General features: G+C 32.1%; 19 protein-coding genes and 2 tRNA genes. 11 read left to right on the top strand and 10 right to left on the bottom strand.

The genetic code is table 11. The features are described from left to right. The first annotated feature begins 3 nt into the window (after positions 1–3). The 6 genes from B2U95_RS15530 (at position 4) to B2U95_RS15505 (ending at position 5,212) form a co-directional block, all read left to right on the top strand. Positions 4–582 carry a nucleotidyltransferase family protein gene (locus tag B2U95_RS15530; RefSeq protein ID WP_296317756.1) on the top strand — a complete coding sequence of 193 codons (579 nt, stop codon included), beginning with the start codon at positions 4–6 and terminating at the stop codon, positions 580–582. Positions 583–595: 13 nt separating this feature from the next. Next, positions 596–1,603 (top strand): hypothetical protein, encoded by a 1,008-nt coding sequence (locus tag B2U95_RS15525; protein ID WP_296317755.1) that lies wholly within the window; start codon positions 596–598, stop codon positions 1,601–1,603. After that, complete coding sequence (locus B2U95_RS15520) at positions 1,596–2,093, top strand: nucleoside-triphosphatase (RefSeq protein ID WP_296317754.1); 498 nt, start codon at positions 1,596–1,598, stop codon at positions 2,091–2,093. The genes B2U95_RS15525 and B2U95_RS15520 overlap by 8 nt, the downstream gene beginning before the upstream one ends. Before the next feature lie 76 nt (positions 2,094–2,169). Next, positions 2,170–2,631: a (2Fe-2S)-binding protein gene (locus B2U95_RS15515; RefSeq protein ID WP_296317753.1), complete on the top strand. Its 462-nt coding sequence runs from the start codon at positions 2,170–2,172 to the stop codon at positions 2,629–2,631. Positions 2,632–2,642: 11 nt separating this feature from the next. Then, entirely contained in the window at positions 2,643–4,802 is a 2,160-nt protein-coding gene (locus B2U95_RS15510) for a xanthine dehydrogenase family protein molybdopterin-binding subunit (protein ID WP_296317752.1), read from the top strand. 122 nt (positions 4,803–4,924) lie between these two features. After that, entirely contained in the window at positions 4,925–5,212 is a 288-nt protein-coding gene (locus B2U95_RS15505; RefSeq protein ID WP_296317750.1) for a hypothetical protein, read from the top strand. 236 nt (positions 5,213–5,448) lie between these two features. Here B2U95_RS15505 and B2U95_RS15500 read toward each other — a convergent pair. Continuing rightward, positions 5,449–5,533: transfer RNA gene (locus tag B2U95_RS15500), tRNA-Ser, on the bottom strand. A gap of 177 nt (positions 5,534–5,710) precedes the next feature. Here B2U95_RS15500 and B2U95_RS15495 point away from each other — a divergent pair. The 5 genes from B2U95_RS15495 (at position 5,711) to B2U95_RS15475 (ending at position 9,884) form a co-directional block, all read left to right on the top strand. Beyond that, complete coding sequence (locus tag B2U95_RS15495; protein WP_296317748.1) at positions 5,711–6,490, top strand: DUF3108 domain-containing protein; 780 nt, start codon at positions 5,711–5,713, stop codon at positions 6,488–6,490. A gap of 45 nt (positions 6,491–6,535) precedes the next feature. Further along, positions 6,536–6,874: an FUSC family protein gene (locus tag B2U95_RS15490; RefSeq protein ID WP_296317745.1), complete on the top strand. Its 339-nt coding sequence runs from the start codon at positions 6,536–6,538 to the stop codon at positions 6,872–6,874. A 68-nt stretch (positions 6,875–6,942) separates the two neighbouring features. Further along, entirely contained in the window at positions 6,943–7,974 is a 1,032-nt protein-coding gene (locus B2U95_RS15485) for a M28 family metallopeptidase (protein ID WP_296317743.1), read from the top strand. A 133-nt stretch (positions 7,975–8,107) separates the two neighbouring features. Next, a complete protein-coding gene (locus B2U95_RS15480) occupies positions 8,108–9,682 on the top strand; it encodes a M28 family peptidase (protein WP_296317741.1) in 1,575 nt (524 codons plus the stop codon). A 126-nt stretch (positions 9,683–9,808) separates the two neighbouring features. Further along, positions 9,809–9,884, top strand: a tRNA-His gene (locus B2U95_RS15475). A gap of 43 nt (positions 9,885–9,927) precedes the next feature. On the opposite strand, the gene bshB1 is transcribed toward B2U95_RS15475, so the two are convergent. From bshB1 to B2U95_RS15430, 9 genes are all read right to left on the bottom strand, one after another. Beyond that, complete coding sequence (gene bshB1 / locus B2U95_RS15470; RefSeq protein ID WP_296317739.1) at positions 9,928–10,650, bottom strand: bacillithiol biosynthesis deacetylase BshB1; 723 nt, start codon at positions 10,648–10,650, stop codon at positions 9,928–9,930. A 24-nt stretch (positions 10,651–10,674) separates the two neighbouring features. Beyond that, complete coding sequence (locus B2U95_RS15465; protein WP_296317738.1) at positions 10,675–11,829, bottom strand: trans-sulfuration enzyme family protein; 1,155 nt, start codon at positions 11,827–11,829, stop codon at positions 10,675–10,677. Between the two features lie 26 nt (positions 11,830–11,855). After that, positions 11,856–12,275, bottom strand: coding sequence for a hypothetical protein (locus tag B2U95_RS15460; protein WP_296317736.1), 420 nt, complete (start codon positions 12,273–12,275; stop codon positions 11,856–11,858). Between the two features lies 1 nt (position 12,276). Further along, on the bottom strand, positions 12,277–12,660 hold the full coding sequence (locus tag B2U95_RS15455) for a DoxX family protein (RefSeq protein ID WP_296317734.1): 384 nt from the start codon (positions 12,658–12,660) through the stop codon (positions 12,277–12,279). Continuing rightward, the gene (locus B2U95_RS15450; RefSeq protein WP_296317732.1) at positions 12,645–13,028 is read right to left on the bottom strand and encodes an alkyl hydroperoxide reductase; all 384 of its coding nucleotides are present in this window, start codon (positions 13,026–13,028) and stop codon (positions 12,645–12,647) included. Before B2U95_RS15450 ends, B2U95_RS15455 begins: the two co-directional genes overlap by 16 nt. A 148-nt stretch (positions 13,029–13,176) precedes the next feature. Continuing rightward, on the bottom strand, positions 13,177–13,365 hold the full coding sequence (locus B2U95_RS15445; protein WP_296317730.1) for a hypothetical protein: 189 nt from the start codon (positions 13,363–13,365) through the stop codon (positions 13,177–13,179). 72 nt (positions 13,366–13,437) lie between these two features. Then, on the bottom strand, positions 13,438–16,635 hold the full coding sequence (ccsA, locus tag B2U95_RS15440; protein ID WP_296317729.1) for a cytochrome c biogenesis protein CcsA: 3,198 nt from the start codon (positions 16,633–16,635) through the stop codon (positions 13,438–13,440). Between the two features lie 105 nt (positions 16,636–16,740). Continuing rightward, positions 16,741–17,190, bottom strand: coding sequence for a large conductance mechanosensitive channel protein MscL (gene mscL, locus B2U95_RS15435; protein WP_296317728.1), 450 nt, complete (start codon positions 17,188–17,190; stop codon positions 16,741–16,743). Positions 17,191–17,247: 57 nt separating this feature from the next. Then, positions 17,248–17,637: a group III truncated hemoglobin gene (locus tag B2U95_RS15430; RefSeq protein ID WP_296317726.1), complete on the bottom strand. Its 390-nt coding sequence runs from the start codon at positions 17,635–17,637 to the stop codon at positions 17,248–17,250. Between the last annotated feature and the right edge of the window lie 10 nt (positions 17,638–17,647).

Here is a 17,647-nt window from a genome sequence, read left to right as displayed (position 1 = left end):
AGATTGAAAATTGCAATACTCATTTTAGCTGCTGGTTCTTCCTCTCGCATGGGAACTCCAAAACAACTTTTACCTTATAAAGAATCAACTATTTTAGGAACCGTAGTAGAGAATGCATTAGGTTCTAATACCAATGATGTTTTTGTATTGTTAGGTTCGAATGCTGATACAATTCAAAAAAATATCAATAAATCTGTTGAAATTATCATTAATAATACATTCGAAAAAGGATTAAGTTCTAGTATCGTTAAAGGCATAATAAGTCTTCTCGATTATGATGCTGTTTTAATAGCTCTGGGTGATCAACCTCATATTAGTTTTGACTATTACAATCAAATGATTTCGGAACTAAAAAAACATCCAAATCATAGTATCACTTCACAATATAAAAACCACAAAGGTGTACCTGCCTTATTTCCGAAACAGTATTTTTTAGACTTATTAAAACTGAATGGTGATTACGGAGCAAAAGCCTTATTGAACTCAGATACAATTTTGACTAAAACAATAGACTATTCAGTTAATTTGTTTGATATTGACACTCCCGAAGACTATGAAAAATTGATTAACAACACTAAATGAATTAGCATTACTAATGATAAAATTCCAAGAGAAACCAAATCTATTTAATGCAAAATTAACTGCTATTTGGGCGGTTAGTGAAAGTGGCTTGGGTGGTTTGTTACATGCTATTAAAATCCCTTTTAGCGGTTTATTCTTGGGCAGTTTTGCTGTAATAATTATTACATATTTAGCGTATGTAAATACTAATAAGTTTAGCGCTATAATTAAAGCCACACTATTGGTTATACTTATAAAAGCAACAGTTAGTCCGCATTCTCCTCCAATGGCATATATTGCCGTATTATTTCAAGGAGTTGTTGGTGCAAGCTTTTATGGTGCTTTTGGTGTAAATAAATTAACCGCAATTAGCTTTGGATCTATAGCCTTGTTTGAATCAGCATTTCAAAAAATATTCACCTTAACTATAATTTTCGGCACAGGGTTATGGGAATCTATTAAACAATTTTTTACTGGTATACAAAGTAAATTACAGATGGATTGGATTTCAGACTTACCATGGTTATTCCTGAGTATCTATGGTTTACTGTATTTTATAGTCGGTATTATAGCAGGTAATCTATCTGCGAAATTACCAAAAATCGTTTTTGAGAATGCTAAATCTTTAGGTAAAATAGATGTTAGAATACCTAACGAGACTATTTCTTTAAAAAAAAATAAAAAGAAACGGTTATGGTTAATTGGTGGTTTGTTAATATTCTCAATATTAGTGTTTGTGTTTTCGGGTGCTTTCAATAATGCACTATATATAGTATTGAGAACATTAGGTGCTATCATTTTTTTCCTTTTTGTTTTTAATCCACTATTTAAATTCTTAATGCAAAAATGGGTAGAAAAGAAAAAAAACTCAAATAATAAATCCTTAAAGACTATTATAGAATTAATGCCTTCCATACGAAACAATGTAGGAATCGCTCATCAATTGTCTTCATCTGAAAAAAACCTCTGGAAACGTGGAAAATCATTTACAACTAATTGGTTGAGTTTATCATTATATTATGAAGATGAAAGTCATGAATGATAATCAAGTATACATATTATCTGATGAAAAAGGCATAGGAAAAACTACCGCACTCCAAGAATGGACAAAAAAATCTAATAATCTAAGTGGCTTCTTATCCCCTATCGTCAAAGGTAAAAGGCAATTTCAAAATATTGAAACAGGATTTTTAATTCCAATGGAAACAGATGCTAAAGATTTAATAGTCGGTAAATATGCTTTTGATTTAAAAAGCTTTAAAACAATAGAAGAACTCATCTTAAGTTATTATAAATCGTCTAAATCTGAATTAATTATTTTAGATGAAATTGGTCCTCTGGAAATCTATAAAGATCAAGGCTTTCATAATTTATTATTACAATTAAAAGCAGAATATGCAACGAATAAATCAAAGCTTTTCTTTGTAGTACGAGCATCAGTTTTAAATGATTTTATAACTAAGTATAATTTTAAAAATGAAGTGGTTTTTAACTTAAAAGAATTCAAAGCTAAGTTTATCAATCACAAATAACTAATTGTTAATATGTTATCAAAAAAACACATTTATAGCTTATTATTTTTAACTTTAACTAAATAATCTAAGTGTTATGGCAAGTTATAATTTAAAGGTTAATGGAAAATCTGTTAACGTAAACGCAGACGATGACACTCCTTTACTTTGGGTACTTCGTGACGAACTCAATTTATTAGGCACAAAATTTGGCTGCGGTATTGGTCAATGTGGTGCATGTACAGTCCATTTAGATGGTGTTGCAGTGCGAAGTTGTTCGCTTCCTATTTCTAGTTTGGTAGATGCAAATATCATTACTATTGAAGGACTTAAAGATAAAGCGCTTCACCCTGTGCAAGAAGCTTGGAAAGAACTTGATGTACCACAGTGTGGGTACTGCCAATCTGGACAAATAATGACCGCTTCCTCATTTTTAAAGCAAAACCCTAATCCCAATAATGATGACATAAGAAATGCTATGCATGGTAATTTATGCAGATGCGCTAGTTATAACAGAATTGAGAAAGCAGTAGCATTGGCTGCTAAGAAAATGTCTTAAGCTAAATAATTATGAAAAATAAAAACAAACTTACATTTAGCAGACGTAATTTCATTCGTACTTCTGCGTTGGCTAGTGGCGGAATTTTAATCGGCTTTAATTTTTTAAATTCTTGCAAAGAAGCTGCAGTTCCTGCTGTTGATGTTTCAAAACTCAACTTCAATGACTTTAATGCTTTTATAAAAATTGCAGATAATGGTTATGTAACAATTTACTCTCCTAATCCAGAAATAGGACAAGGTGTAAAAACGTCTATGCCAATGCTTATCGCAGAAGAGTTAGATGTCCCTTGGGCACATGTATCTGTAGAACAAGGAGCTTTAGACACTAAAAACTTTCAGAGACAAGTTGCAGGCGGTAGTCAATCCATAAGGTTTGGATGGGATGCTTTAAGACAAACCGGTGCAACTGCAAAACAAATGTTAATTAATGCAGCTGCAGCTAAATGGGGAGTTGATGCTTCAACGTGTACTGCATCAGACGGAATTATTAAAAATAGTACTGGTGATCAATTAGGCTATGGTGATGTTGTAAACGATGCAGCTGGAATGGAAGTTCCTGAAAATGTAAGTTTAAAATCGCCTAAAGATTATAAAATTATTGGTAAGGATGCGATAAATGTTGACATAGATAAAATTATTACTGGAGAACCTTTATTTGGATTGGACTATGTTGTTGAGGGTATGAAATATGTTTCTGTTGCGCGGCCACCTGCATTTGGCCAGAAAGTAGATACATTTGATGCTACTCAAGCCAAATCTGTTAATGGAGTAACAGACGTTATTCAGTTTGGAGATAAAATTGCCGTATTAGCGACCAATACTTGGGCAGCCATGAAAGGTAAAAAAGCTTTGAAAGTTGAATGGAAAGCTGATGAAAATTTAGAAAGTACAGCACAACACGATAAAGAACTTAATGCCATTTTAGATAGCAATACATTAGATGTCAGACGAGAAGATGGCAACATTAAAAAAGCCTTTGCCGAAGCTGACGAAATCTTAGAACGCACATTTGAATCTCCATTTTTGCCACACAATTGTATGGAACCTATGAATTTCTATGCAAATGTTACTGAAGAAAAAGTATATTTAGTGGGTCCTATACAAACACCAGCTGGCACAGCAAATAGAATTGCATCTTTAATAAATAGAAACCCGGAAGATGTGCATTTAGAAATGACACGAATGGGTGGTGGTTTTGGTAGACGTTTATATGGTGATTTTGCTATGGAAGCTGCAGAAATATCTAATATTACAAAACAACCTATAAAAGTTATTTTTTCACGTGAAGATGATATGGCTGCCGGAATATACAGACCAGCAATAAAATATAGAATTAAAGCATCAATTAAAGACAGAAAAGTAACCGGTTATCATTTAAAAGAAGCTGCTATTAATTCTAATATGTATGGTTTAATTCCGAATTTCTTTCCTGCTGGTGCAATAGCAAACTATAAGATTGAGTCTGGCAACTATAAAAGTAACATCACCACAGGTGCATGGAGAGCACCTTACACTAACTTTTTAGCCTATGCAGAACAAAGTTTTTTTGATGAAATAGCTGAAGCCTTAGAAGTTGACCCTGTGCAGTTACGCTTAGATTTATTAAAAAATGTAAAAGACGTAGAAGATAAAAGTATTGACTATTCAGCAGAACGTATGACAAACACTATTAAACTTGCCGCAGAAAAAAGTAACTGGGGAAATAGTGAAAATGGAGTCTATCAAGGATTTGCGGCTTATTATAGTCATAACACACATGTTGCAGAAGTTGTAGATATAACCATGAAAAATGGGGTGCCTTCAGTTGAAAAAGTAACTGTTGCCGTAGATTGCGGAATTGTTGTTAACCCAACTGGTGCAAAAAATCAGATTGAAGGTGGTGTTATTGATGGAATTGGGCATGCGATGTATGGCAACTTTTCTTTTGAAGATGGAAAACCTCAGGATGTCAACTTTAACACCTACAGATTAATCAGAATGAAAGAAACACCAATAGTTGAAACTTATTTTGTAGAAAATGAATTATCTCCAACAGGTCTTGGCGAGCCAGGTTTACCACCTGCTGGTGGAGCTTTAGCAAATGCTATAAAAGCAGCTACTGGTAAGATTATAACTAAACAACCTTTTATTGATACTTTACAAAATCGTAAGACGGATTTGAATGCTTGATTTAAGTTTCGTTGATTTATTTAAATTAACAAAAGGTTTCTAATAAATGATAATGGTATCAAATGGAATTATATAACTTTCTAAAAGAAATACAATATGACGAAAGACTTTGAATAATTAAATTGATAGAAAAATTACCATTTTCTAACGGAACATATTATAATATAAAAAACGGTAATAAAGATGAATTAACAACTAAACAGTTAGAGAAATTAAAAAATGTTTTTCCTAATGCAAACTTTAGTTTATTAAGAGGTACAAAAGGAACAATGACTTCTAAAGATTCTCATCATAACTATATATACCAAAATGAATTTGTAAATCAAGAAGAACTCACTCTTATGGCTTACACCTTTATAGAAAACTACGACAAGATTAAAAAAATTTGCAATCATAGAAAATTTTATTAATCTTAATATCTGCGATCTGCAGAAGAAAATCAGAAAACAAGGATAATTAATCTTAGCTTATTTACATTAATAGTTGACTAACTGTAATTGTAAAAGCTTCTATTAACAATTCACTCAAAATTGTTATTGTAATTTATAGGTTTTTATTTCTTACTTATCATCGTAAACAGATGGTTTACAGGGTTCCTAAAAAACAAAAGCTCAATTTCTGAAAAGAAATTGAGCTTTGCTTAAAGCGGAGAGTAAGGGATTCGAACCCCTGGAGGTGTGACCCTCAACAGTTTTCAAGACTGCCGCATTCGACCACTCTGCCAACTCTCCATTAGCGGGTGCAAATATAAAATCCTTTTCGTTCTAGCCAAAGATTTTTCTTTAGTTTTTTTATTAATATTTAATTAATCGATTTAAAAAGCAAAAATTAGCAACATTTGGTAAAGCATTGTATTTTTCGGCACAGTATATGCTCTTTATATTGTTATAATTAAAATACTATTTTTTATGAAACATTTTATTTTTGCTTGTTTAGCTTTAATTAGCCTTAATAATTTTGCTCAAAATAAAACTATTGCTACTGGTGAAAAACTAATATTTACAGCAGCTTATAATATGTCTGGTTTATTAACGGACATTGCTCAAGTAAAAATGGAAACTAGCGAGGTCAAAACTTCTAAGAGTACGTTATTACGTTTAAAATGTACCGCTACTACCTATAAAAAATGGGATAATTTCTTTAAAATAAGAGATTTATACGAAAGTTATGTAAACCCAAAAACACTGACTCCCTATTTATATAAAAGAGATATAAACGAAGGTGGATACTACAAGTTTATGCAGTATAAATTTAACCATAAATCTAATACAGTAAAAAGTCTTAAACGAAAAAAGCGTAAAGATGGTGAGACATGGGATGAAAACAAAGTGGTAAATATTGGTGCGTCAACTAAAGATTTTGTGAGCACATTGTATCATATTAGAAATTTAGATATTCATAAAGCAAGTCCTGGAGATCAGCAGAGTTTCAAAGTACTTTTTGACAATAAAGAGACTACCATAGTATTAAAGTATATTGGTAAAGAAACTATCTCTACAAAAATTGGCAGAAAAGAATGTTACAAATTGGCAATTTCAATAAAAGGAAGCGATGTATTAAAAGGCAAGAACGATAATTTATTATGGCTAACCGCAGATGCTAATAAAGTACCTGTATATGTTAAATTTAAAATCCCTGTTGGTAACGGTGAACTGAAAATCGAATCTGCGACAGGTTTAAAAAACTAAACATAATACAATCTTAGATTCATAAATTCATTTAAAAAATATAACATGAGTAAAAAACTATTCATCATTTTAGGATTTATTACTGCAATAATAGCTGTGATATTAGCCGTTACACCTTTATCTAATCTAGCAATTTTACCTATTGGTGTAGCTTTTGTTTGTGGATTAATTGTCTTTTTTATTTCAAAAAAACAAAACACAAAGACAAAAACAATTCAGTACATATTTCTCCTAGTTATTATATCCCTTGGTTTAACAATATACAAAGGTGTTTTTAATGCTAAAGAAGTAGGCAACACTGAAGAATTAGAGATCCGTGAAGAAGAAAATTTAGAAGATTCTAAAGAAATTCTTGAAGATATTGAGATTGACGAAGATTTTTAAAATTTGAATGAATTGGTAAGAAATCATTTCAATTAATTACCTTATTTTTGAAGAAATTTATATTTTAAATGAAGATCTTAGTTGCTTCTGTTCTTATTCTCGTTGGGTCGTGTTCTACGTTCAGACACAGCGAAAAGATTGATAACCTTAAAGATAGTATTCAATTTAACGATAAAGTGGTTATTGAGCAATACCTATCTACTATTGAAATAGAAGAGTTAAAGTATCACGTAGAAGAAGTCTCTTCAGATAAGTATAATGGTAGAATGACTGGTGAAAAGGGACACAATGAAGTATGCAACTATATTAGAAAATATTATGCTTCTCAAAACATAAAAGCTCCTAACACGCACCCAAATTATTACCAAAAAGTACCTAAAGAGGTACTGCCAGATGATTTAAATGATTCCCAAAACATTATAGCTTACATTGAAGGATCCGAATTTCCTAACGAATATATTTACATTACTGCGCATTCTGACCATGAGGGTGTAATTGATGGGGAAATTTACAATGGTGCTGATGATAATGGTTCTGGTACTGCTGCCGTATTAGAGATGGCAGAAGCTTTTAGTAAGGCAGTTAAAGGTGGTCATGGTCCTAAACGCAGTATTGTGTTTTTGCACGTTACTGCAGAAGAAGTTGGTTTACACGGTTCTCGTTACTACACTGATAATCCTATTTTTCCTTTAGAAAATACAGTTTCTACATTAAATATAGACATGATTGGTCGTGTAGATGATAAGCATAAAAATAACGAAAACTATATTTACCTTATTGGTGCTGACAGGTTGAGTAGCGAATTACATTTTATTGCACAAAAAGCAAATACAGAATTTACCAACCTAGAATTAGACTATACGTTTAACAAAGAAAAGGATGTTAACCGCTATTATTATAGATCTGATCATTATAATTTTGCGTCAAAAGGCATACCAGTAATTTTCTTCTTTAACGGAGAACACGAAGACTACACAAAACCTACAGATACAGCAGATAAGATTAACTATCCGCTTTTAGCGAAACGCACAAAACTTGTATTTGCAACGGCTTGGTATTTAGCAAATTCGCCACAGCGTTTAAATCCTGAAATCATCTAGTGTTAAACTTTGTTAAAAGAAATTTACACCCAACTTATTCCCTTTTTTTATTTCGTAATTTTATACATTAGCTATCAGGCTATAACTAACTTTAACTTCTATATTCTAATAGAACTATCTAACATTAAATTAAATGAAAAAACTACTATTAACTTTTTTTGTTTCCGGATTAATTTTAAGTTGCGGCACATCTTCAAAAAGTAATACATCTTCAACAAAACAAATTGAAACAGTAAATCCTGCCGATTATGCTGCGTCAATAACTTCTGAAGAGTTAAAAGAAATGCTATATAAATTCGCTTCTGATGAATTTGAAGGTCGTGAAACTGGTGAAAAAGGAGAGAAAATGGCTATAGAATATTTAAAAGAGCAATATAAATTATTAGCCATCCCTACTCCATTGGGCGGCGACAATTATTTTCAAGAAGTCCCTTTAGAAAAACAAAAAACTGCTCAGGCACAGCTCTCTGTAAATGGTAAATCTTTTAATAGTTTTGAAGATCATATTGTACTTGCTATTTCTAATACTATAGATATGTCTGTAAACGATATTGTATATGTTGGTTATGGCATAGATGCAGATAATTACTCTGACTATAGCGATGTAGATGTTAAAGGAAAAGTCGTTTTAGCAAAAGCTGGAGAACCAAAAGACGAAACTGGGAATTATATCACTACTGGTAAGCCTGAAGATACTAAATGGACGAACGGACGTCAATCTTTATCTAGCAAAAGAGATGCTGCAAAAGACAAAGGTGCTAAAGGCTTTATTTTAATGGATAACACGCTGTTTTCAAGGTATTCACCTTTCTTTAAGAGACAAGCTGAATCTGGTGCTTCTGGCCGTTTATCGCTAAAAAGTAATGAAGAAGGAATGATGATGCTAATGATTAATGAAAATTTAGGAAAAGCATTACATGGTTCAATTTTAGAAGACGATACTACTAAAGTTCTAAATTCAAAACTAGATGTAGCTATTGAAAATAAATCAGAATCTATTATTTCTAAAAATGTAGTCGCATATATAAAGGGATCTGAAAAACCAGATGAAATTATTGTGATTTCTGCACATTTAGACCACGAAGGTATTAAAGATGGTGAAGTATACAATGGTGCTGATGATGATGGCTCTGGTACAATCGCAATATTAGAAATTGCTGAAGCATTTAAAATTGCTGAAAAAGCTGGTCATGGGCCAAAACGTTCTGTTTTGTTTTTACATGTTACAGGTGAAGAGAAAGGACTTTTAGGGTCTAAACATTACACAGACAACGATCCTATTTTTCCACTTGCTAATACGGTAGCTGATCTTAATATTGATATGATTGGTAGGACAGATCCTGAGCGTAAAGAAGGGGACAGAAACTACATATACCTTATTGGAAGTGATAAATTAAGTACAGACTTACACAAGATTTCAGAAGAAGTTAATTCTAAGTATACAAATATTGAGTTAGACTATACTTATAATGATGAGAACGATCCAAATCGTTTTTATTACAGATCGGATCATTATAACTTTGCCAAAAATAACATTCCTGTAATTTTTTACTTTAATGGTACACATGCAGATTATCATAAAGCAAGTGATACAGCAGATAAAATAGAATATGACTTATTAGAGAATAGAACACGTCTTGTCTTTCATACAGCATGGGAAGTTGCTAACAGAGCAGATAGAATTGTTGTAGATAAAGCAACAAAATAAGTATCCTATTATCTAAAAAATAAAAGCATTTCAATTGATTTTGAAAGGCTTTTATTTTTTAAAATTAGTTCAAAAAGTCTTTGTAGAAAATAGGAAATAATCTACATTTGCACTCCTAATTAAAACGGTGGTTGTAGCTCAGTTGGTTAGAGCGTCGGTTTGTGGTACCGAAGGTCGCCGGTTCGAGACCGGTCTTCCACCCTAAATTAGTAAGCCTTTCAGAAATGAAAGGCTTTTTTGTTGGTCTATTTTAAGTCGAATAATGATTCTACAGCGGGATAACGCTCAACGGTGTAACCTTCCGCATATTCAGTTCCGATTAGACGTCCTAAGTTTCTTGCTCTGTATATTATACTATCTGTAAAATTCTTACTAGAAATTGGTGTTTCTGGCTCATCACTGTTTGAATCAAAAAACTGGGTTTTATAAGCTAATACTGAATCCATCTTTTGATCCATATAACCAGAAACATCTACAGCTAAATCTGGTTCAATATCTTTCCACTGTATATAATGGTATACTGCTTTTGGTCTCCATGGCTCTTGATTTGATTTCTCATCTTTATGTACAGTTTCAATTTTAAGCAAACCACTTAAAAAACAGGCATCACTAACTAATTGACTTCCTTTACCATGATCTATATGTCTATCATCAATAGCATTACATATCACTATTTCTGGTCTGTAATACCGAATCATTTTTATGATTTCTATTTGATGTGCTTTATCGTTTATAAAAAAACCGTCTGCAAATCTCATATTAACTCTAGAGTGCACACCTAATATTTTAGCCGCATTAAAGGCTTCTTCATCACGGGTTTCTGCTGTACCTCTTGTGCCTAATTCTCCACGTGTTAAATCAATTACACCTACTTTTTTACCGTTGGCAACTTCTTTGGCTAAAGTAGCACCACAACCTAATTCTACATCATCCGGATGCGCTCCAATAGCTAATATATCTAGTTTCATTTTTTGTCTTTATTATTTTCAATTCTATTTTGAAATAGCGTTAATTGCTTTATCAATATCGCGCTTTAAATCTTTAATATCCTCAATACCAACAGAAAAACGAATGAGTTGATCACTAATCCCAATGGCATTACGTTCTTGCTGAGTTAACAAAGCATGAGAGGTTAAATGTGGTGAAAGCATAGTGCTCTCTACTCCTGCTAAACTCATTGAAGATTTAATTAAGTTTAATTCTTTTTGGAATTTATAAGATTCTAAATCTTCAGATAATTCAAAAGATAACATTGCTCCAAAACCTTTCATCTGTGATTTTGCTAATTTATATTCTGGGTGTGATTTTAAACCTGGATAATTTACTTTAGAAATCTTAGGGTGTTTGTTTAACCACTTTGCTAATTTCATTGCATTTTTAGTTTGGGCTTTAACACGAAGTCCTAAAGTCTTCATGCTCCGTTCTAGCATCCAAACTGTCATATCGCTTAAGCTTCCTCCTAGGTTTTTGCCAACATTCCAAATACGTAAAATATGTTCTTCAGAACTTGCTACTGCTCCTGCACAGATATCACTATGACCACCAAAATACTTGGTTGCTGAATGCATTACCATATCAATTCCCATATCTATTGGGTTTTGATTCACAGGCGATGCAAATGTATTATCTATAGACGTATAAATAGACTTTGATTTTCCTAGAAGAGCAACAGCTTTTATATCTGTAATAGTCATTAAAGGATTTGAAGGAGTTTCAATATGAATTAACTTTGTATTTGGTTGAATTGCTGCTTCAAAGGCTTCAATAGTATAACCACTAGTGAATGTATATTCGATACCGTATTTAGGAAATTCTTCTTTAATAAAGTTGACGGTTCCACCATATAGAGTATTCTGAACAACCAAATGATCTCCTTGTTTTAAAAATGCCAAAAACATAGTACTAATTGCTGCCATACCAGAACCAAAAATCATTGCTGCTTCTGTATGCTCTAAAGCAGCTATTTTCTTTGATAAAAACTCTTGATTTGGTGTGTTAAAATAACGTGGATAACGTTTTACATCTACATCTAAAAACTCGTAAGATGAACTTAAATACATTGGCGAAACTGCACCTTTAAATTGTTCATCTTTAACTTCCCCTATATGTGTGCAAATGGTATTTAAACCCAATTTTTCTTTAGACATTTTAATAATAATTTAGTTGCTTAAAATTAAGGAATTAAGAAGTAATGTAACAATGAAATAACAAAAAGTAATGTCCAAAGTAAGGTTCTTGTCCAATTCTTATTCACCAATTTATTGCAAACATTTTCGACAGGTGTATTATTATCTATACTTTGATGCAGTGGCACAAAAATTAGAAATGTTTGAAGCCATAGTAGCATAATAATTGTGATACTTATAATAGTGTACCAATTTTGAATTTGCCACAGCCGAATACCACCTAAAATAAGCTGACTAAACATTAAAGGCAAAACAATAATTGTGACTCTAGCCGTATAACTTTTATGCCATTTAAATAAATTGTCTTCAGAATAGTACCCAAAGCTTGGATATATAACCAATTGTACTGCCCAAATAAGGATAACAAAGCCAAAATCTATTAATAAGCGTGCTAAATCTAATGACATATTAATTTACTTTTCTAACCACCCAAGCCCAAAAGATGAGCAAAGGATGAAGGAATAACAAACGCACCCATGCAATCCAAGGTGCAACACAAAAAGCACTTTCTACGCAAGAGCCAACCTGAATAAAATATACATGTGATGGAATAAACAAAATAAGTAATACAATAATTCCTTTTATGGCTAGTAGTCTAGTTTTTGGTATCGCAACTCCAATAGCTAATAAAATCTCAAAAAAACCACTAGCATAATTAATTAAACTATGATACGGTAAATACGCTGGAATTAAGTCTGAATAAAACTCAGAGTTTATAAAATGGTAACTGCCTGCAAAGGCATAAAAACTGATTAATAGTATGCGAAGAAACTTTATCAAGATAGTTTCCATTTATAATCAGTATGTACTTTCTTTAAAATTAAGAAGAAAGGAATCCACCAAATAAAATCGTTTGTAAAAAGTGTATAAATGAACTCAAACGGAACATCACCTTTTAAGTAATTAAACACAAAACCTAATGGTCCAAATATCTTTCCTAAAAAACCAACAGCTACGATTGGCCAATGTTTCGTGGGATTATAAGATGCCCACCAATAACCAAGTCCATATACACCAATAACCATTCCCATACCTTGCCAAACCAAAGGATGATTTAACGGTTCCATACCTACTAAATTAAAAAAATGATTAGGAAAAAGAACAACCCAAGCTCCCCAAAGGAGGTTATAAATTGCTGCTAAGCGTAATGTTAATTGCATATTTCTTTTAAGCAAAGATAAGGATATCTTGTAAGCTCTAAAAGGTTATATTTAATCGTTCTTAGATACTTTATTATATGCTTTTATCATTAATGTCGCCCAAATAACTACAAGAACAATCACAATTACAGAAAACCAAAAGACTATATCATTTGCTACCATGATCTACAAGTTTTAAGTAGATCATAACCCCTAGTAAAGTTGGTGCCCAAAGGCCTACAAATATACCATGAAGTTCGTCTCCGGTTAGAAATAAATATTCTGCGACAATAATTATAACCGCGCACAATACCAACATTAGTAGACTTGCAGTTCCTAATTTTTTGAAGTAATTCATTTTAAGGATTCATTTAAAACTTCAAGTTAATAAAAATACTAGTCCATCCCTATAATAATTTAGAGAAATGGATTATTTTTTATAATATATCTTATACTTTCGGTAGGCTAAAAATCCTAAAATCGAAATAACAGATAAGGTTATAACTATAAATTGAAAGCTTAATATTTGATCACCACTTGCATAAGAATGCAAACCAGATAAATAGAAATTAACACCAAAATAGGTCATTACTATACTCCCAAAGGCTATAATAGACATAAAGCTATACAACCAAGTACTTCTTAATCCTGGTACTAAACGCATGTGTAATACAAAGGCGTATATCATAATACTAATCAGCGCCCAAGTTTCTTTAGGATCCCAGCCCCAATACCGTCCCCAACTTTCATTGGCCCACATACCACCAAGAAAATTACCTATGGTTAACATTACTAGACCAACGGTTAATGCCATCTCATTAATAATGGTTAGCTCTTTAATGTTAATGTCCATACGAGCTTTATTTTGTTTATTGGTAAAGATCATTAGTAACAATGCTACTACACCTAAAATCATACCTAAGGTAAAAGGCCCATAACTTCCAACAATTACCGAGACATGTATCATTAACCAATAGCCTTGTAGAACAGGTTCTAGATTTGCAATTGCAGGATCCATCCAATTCCAATGTGCAATCATAAGAATCATTGATGTTACAAAAGCAGTTGACGCCATTGTTAAATCACTCTTTCGTCCAAATAGCAGTCCAAATAACATTGTTGCCCAAGCGACATAAATCATAGACTCATAAGCATCACTCCATGGTGCATGACCAGATAGATACCAACGCGCAATTAAACCACCTGTGTGAACTATAAACAGTCCGATAATTATAAATTTAAATACAGTAACAGATGTATTAATAGCTTTACTCTTAAATTTAAAAATTTGAATAATTAACAATACAAACATTAGAGAACCAGCAATCAAATACCAGCTAAAAAGCTTTTTAAATATGTCGTATTTATTGTATAGGATTTCTGTTTTTATTTTTTCTTCAGATAGCATAATATCACCGCCTAATTTTTGCTGTGTTCTTTTAATATCCTCTAATAATCTATCTGCATTTGTATAATCACCCGATTGTTTCGCATTATTTAACGTCATTAAATAATAACTAAACCCTTTACTGACAAAACCTGCATATAAAGAATCTTTGATGATGTCTTTATAGCCTTCGCGCTTATATTCAAAAGTTGAAATCCATTTATTATTTTCATCATCTGGTACAGGAAAAATCTTTATAGAGCGACCTTCAATAGCATCAGATAGTAAATTTAGGCGACCATAGGTGTCTTTAACTTCTTTTTGAAAACCGTTTGGTACTTGTGCTTTGAAAGCTTCTTCAATATAAGGTCCTAATTTATTTCTACCTTCTTCTGTAAAAAAGTCTAATAGACTTACATATTTTTGACTTTTATCTACTCCGATAATTGTTCTTATAGAATCTGCTTTTCTTGGAGTTAAATAAATGACAGGTATATTATACCAAAGCATTGGACTTTCTTGTATAGATAAGAATATCTGTGTAGCATCCATATCTTCGTACACATCACTCTTGCTTATTTTCCTTAGCATTTCTGATGCATAAGTATGTATTGGCATCATTCTACCACTATAATCTTGTATCACCATCTCAGCAAACTTATCGGCATGTGCCTTTGGTGCGATATTAGCTTTTAAGACAGAGTCTAATTGTACTTTTATAGACTTGTCCTCAGAATGGTCATGGCCATCTCCTGGTGAGTGTTGTTGGGCAAACCCAGAAAGACTAAGCAACAAGACAATCATAGTCGTCATTTTCGCTTTCTTTTTCTTAAGTTTTTCTAAACGTTTTCTTATCTCATCAAAACGTGTATGTTTTGCCATAAGAATAGCCATTAAGCCAAAATACAATAACATGTAGCCAGCATAAGTAATGTAAGTTCCCCACATATCATGGTTTACTGATAAGATAGTTCCTTTCTCATCCGGGTGAAAACTTGCCTGAAAGAAACGATAACCTTTATGATCTAAGACATGATTCATATAAATATGATAATCAAAATCCCCATCTTCTTTATCGATGACTGTGACCTTACTTTCATAAGAAGAATATGCTTTTTCTGTCCCTGGATACTTCTCTGCAATAAAATCGTTTAATTTAACTTCAAACGGTAATTTCTGTAGTTTTGCTCCATATTGCAATGCAATTTCGAAACCACCAACTTCAACTTCTTCAAATTTATTATAAGTACCACTTCCTCCTAAAAGTTTAATACTTTTAGTTTCACCGTTAGCCGTAACATCTAGCACAATACCATCTTCATCATTCTTAAGAATAACAGATCTCTTTACAATATCAAAAACACCTTTTACAACTGGCTTAGGAAATACCAATTGCATGCCACTTATTATGTATCTAGAACGTAACGCTAGAGGTTGTAAACTATCTTTTACCAATTTCCCTGTCGTACCTGTTGCCATGGTTAAAAACTCACCTTCGTATGGCGAATTAATAAAAATACCGTCTTCTGTATTGGTAATATTTATGGCTCCGTCTTGTTGTTTATTTAATGAAATAAGTACATTATGTAAGTTTGAAACCTGTCCGTCTTTTAAAAAATGATTGTGCGGTCTACCATCTGCCGCTTCAACAATTTTAAGGTAACTCTCTCCACTTTCATCTGGAATGATATCTTTTTCTGCACCTTTAATAAACTTTTTAAGGTTAAAATTTACATCTGTTCCACCATAATCAATTGTTTCATCGAAATCATTATCTAGTCGGTGAGAGAAATCAACTTCGCGCTGAAAATTATAGCGTTGCAAAACACCATCTATCTTGTGTGCTCCAACAACATAAGCTGTTAGATATGTTTTTTGAGAACGAAATTCACTTTCTGTAGCACCTTCTTCTATAGACATCATACCTTCGTAACCAACATAACGAGTTATAAATGCGCCAAAAAGAATTAAAATGAAAGATAAGTGCATCGTTAAAGTAGCCCATTTTTCTTTTTTGTGAAGCCTAAATCTAAAGATATTACCCACAAAATTGATAATAAAGAAGACCATAATAGCCTCAAACCACCAAGCATTATATATGAGCGTTCTTGTATATGGCGTGGGTGAAGTTTCCATATTTCTATCTAATATAGTACCGGTTGCCATGGCAACGGCAAATAAGATAAATAAGAAAGCAGTAAGTCTTGTGGAGAATAGGAAATTAGCGATTTTCTTTTGCATAGCTCTAGGCTTATTTTTAGCTCGTGCAAAGATAGGGCTTTTTGACGATTTAGATATAATATATGAACTCCCAAAAAGCGTTAAAATTTAACTAAAATCTTTCATTTATTTTGAAACATTAGATTTTAATAATGTATTCTGTTCTTCCATTAAATCCTTTAAATCAGATAATAATTGAATATCCTTTGGTGTCACAACTGTTTTGTCTGTTGTGTCTTGTGCCTTGGTGCGCAATTTATTCATAAATTTTACTACAATAAATATGGTAAAACCAATAATTAAAAAATCTAAAAACACCTCTATTAATTTACCATAAGCTATAACAACCTCAGTGGATGTAATTGTACCAGAAACATCTGTGATTTGGTCTCTTAGAATTAACTTTCTATTTTCAAAATTAACTCCATCAGACAATAAAGATAATGGTGGTAAAATAACTTGCTTTGCTAATACATCTATGACTTTATTAAAGGAGGCGCCTATAATAATACCAATAGCCATATCCATCATATTACCTTTTACTGCAAATTCTTTAAATTCCGTGAGAAGTTTCATTATGTTTATTTAATTTGATTATATAAAACACAAATTTATGAAGAAGGTTATAAATGACTAGCTATTTCTTGCCTCAAAAATTTTAAGATATAGAAAGGTACCCATCTTACGCGCTCTGCGTTTTGCGTTTTCGGCATAATCGCCTTCAAATAACTCATCAATAGTTTGAAACCAAAGATTTAACCATAAACCAAAATGTAATTCTGTAATAGCATTATTGTTTACTGTATCAACCTGAACGTGAGCTCTTAATGGATCACCATAGTATTTTGTTTTTAAAAACAAACTCGATTCCCAAAATGTGGTTAAATGCTGTAAATGTGCGTCCCAATCTTTAATAGTATCATTAAAAAAAGGACCTAAAACTTTATCTGATCTCACTTTTTCATAAAATGAAGAGACTAAAAGAAATATATCTTCTCTATTTTTTATGTCACTTTTTGTCATATTAATCAAA

The organism is Winogradskyella sp. UBA3174, from assembly GCF_002364335.1.
Lineage (GTDB): Bacteria > Bacteroidota > Bacteroidia > Flavobacteriales > Flavobacteriaceae > Winogradskyella.
The sequence above is the reverse complement of the archived record's forward strand: the minus strand, read 5'-3'. Positions and strand labels throughout refer to the sequence as shown.

Bases quoted from the DNA above. Each gene is read 5' to 3' on its own strand.
- B2U95_RS15520 (WP_296317754.1), top strand. From the start codon at position 1,596: ATGAATGATAATCAAGTATACATATTATCTGATGAAAAAGGCATAGGA.
- B2U95_RS15460 (WP_296317736.1), bottom strand. From the start codon at position 12,275: ATGTCATTAGATTTAGCACGCTTATTAATAGATTTTGGCTTTGTTATC.
- ccsA (WP_296317729.1), bottom strand. From the start codon at position 16,635: ATGCAAAAGAAAATCGCTAATTTCCTATTCTCCACAAGACTTACTGCT.
- B2U95_RS15465 (WP_296317738.1), bottom strand. From the start codon at position 11,829: ATGTCTAAAGAAAAATTGGGTTTAAATACCATTTGCACACATATAGGG.
- B2U95_RS15495 (WP_296317748.1), top strand. From the start codon at position 5,711: ATGAAACATTTTATTTTTGCTTGTTTAGCTTTAATTAGCCTTAATAAT.
- mscL (WP_296317728.1), bottom strand. From the start codon at position 17,190: ATGAAACTTCTCACGGAATTTAAAGAATTTGCAGTAAAAGGTAATATG.
- bshB1 (WP_296317739.1), bottom strand. From the start codon at position 10,650: ATGAAACTAGATATATTAGCTATTGGAGCGCATCCGGATGATGTAGAA.
- B2U95_RS15445 (WP_296317730.1), bottom strand. From the start codon at position 13,365: ATGAATTACTTCAAAAAATTAGGAACTGCAAGTCTACTAATGTTGGTA.
- B2U95_RS15490 (WP_296317745.1), top strand. From the start codon at position 6,536: ATGAGTAAAAAACTATTCATCATTTTAGGATTTATTACTGCAATAATA.
- B2U95_RS15485 (WP_296317743.1), top strand. From the start codon at position 6,943: ATGAAGATCTTAGTTGCTTCTGTTCTTATTCTCGTTGGGTCGTGTTCT.
- B2U95_RS15455 (WP_296317734.1), bottom strand. From the start codon at position 12,660: ATGGAAACTATCTTGATAAAGTTTCTTCGCATACTATTAATCAGTTTT.
- B2U95_RS15450 (WP_296317732.1), bottom strand. From the start codon at position 13,028: ATGCAATTAACATTACGCTTAGCAGCAATTTATAACCTCCTTTGGGGA.
- B2U95_RS15515 (WP_296317753.1), top strand. From the start codon at position 2,170: ATGGCAAGTTATAATTTAAAGGTTAATGGAAAATCTGTTAACGTAAAC.
- B2U95_RS15480 (WP_296317741.1), top strand. From the start codon at position 8,108: ATGAAAAAACTACTATTAACTTTTTTTGTTTCCGGATTAATTTTAAGT.
- B2U95_RS15525 (WP_296317755.1), top strand. From the start codon at position 596: ATGATAAAATTCCAAGAGAAACCAAATCTATTTAATGCAAAATTAACT.
- B2U95_RS15430 (WP_296317726.1), bottom strand. From the start codon at position 17,637: ATGACAAAAAGTGACATAAAAAATAGAGAAGATATATTTCTTTTAGTC.
- B2U95_RS15510 (WP_296317752.1), top strand. From the start codon at position 2,643: ATGAAAAATAAAAACAAACTTACATTTAGCAGACGTAATTTCATTCGT.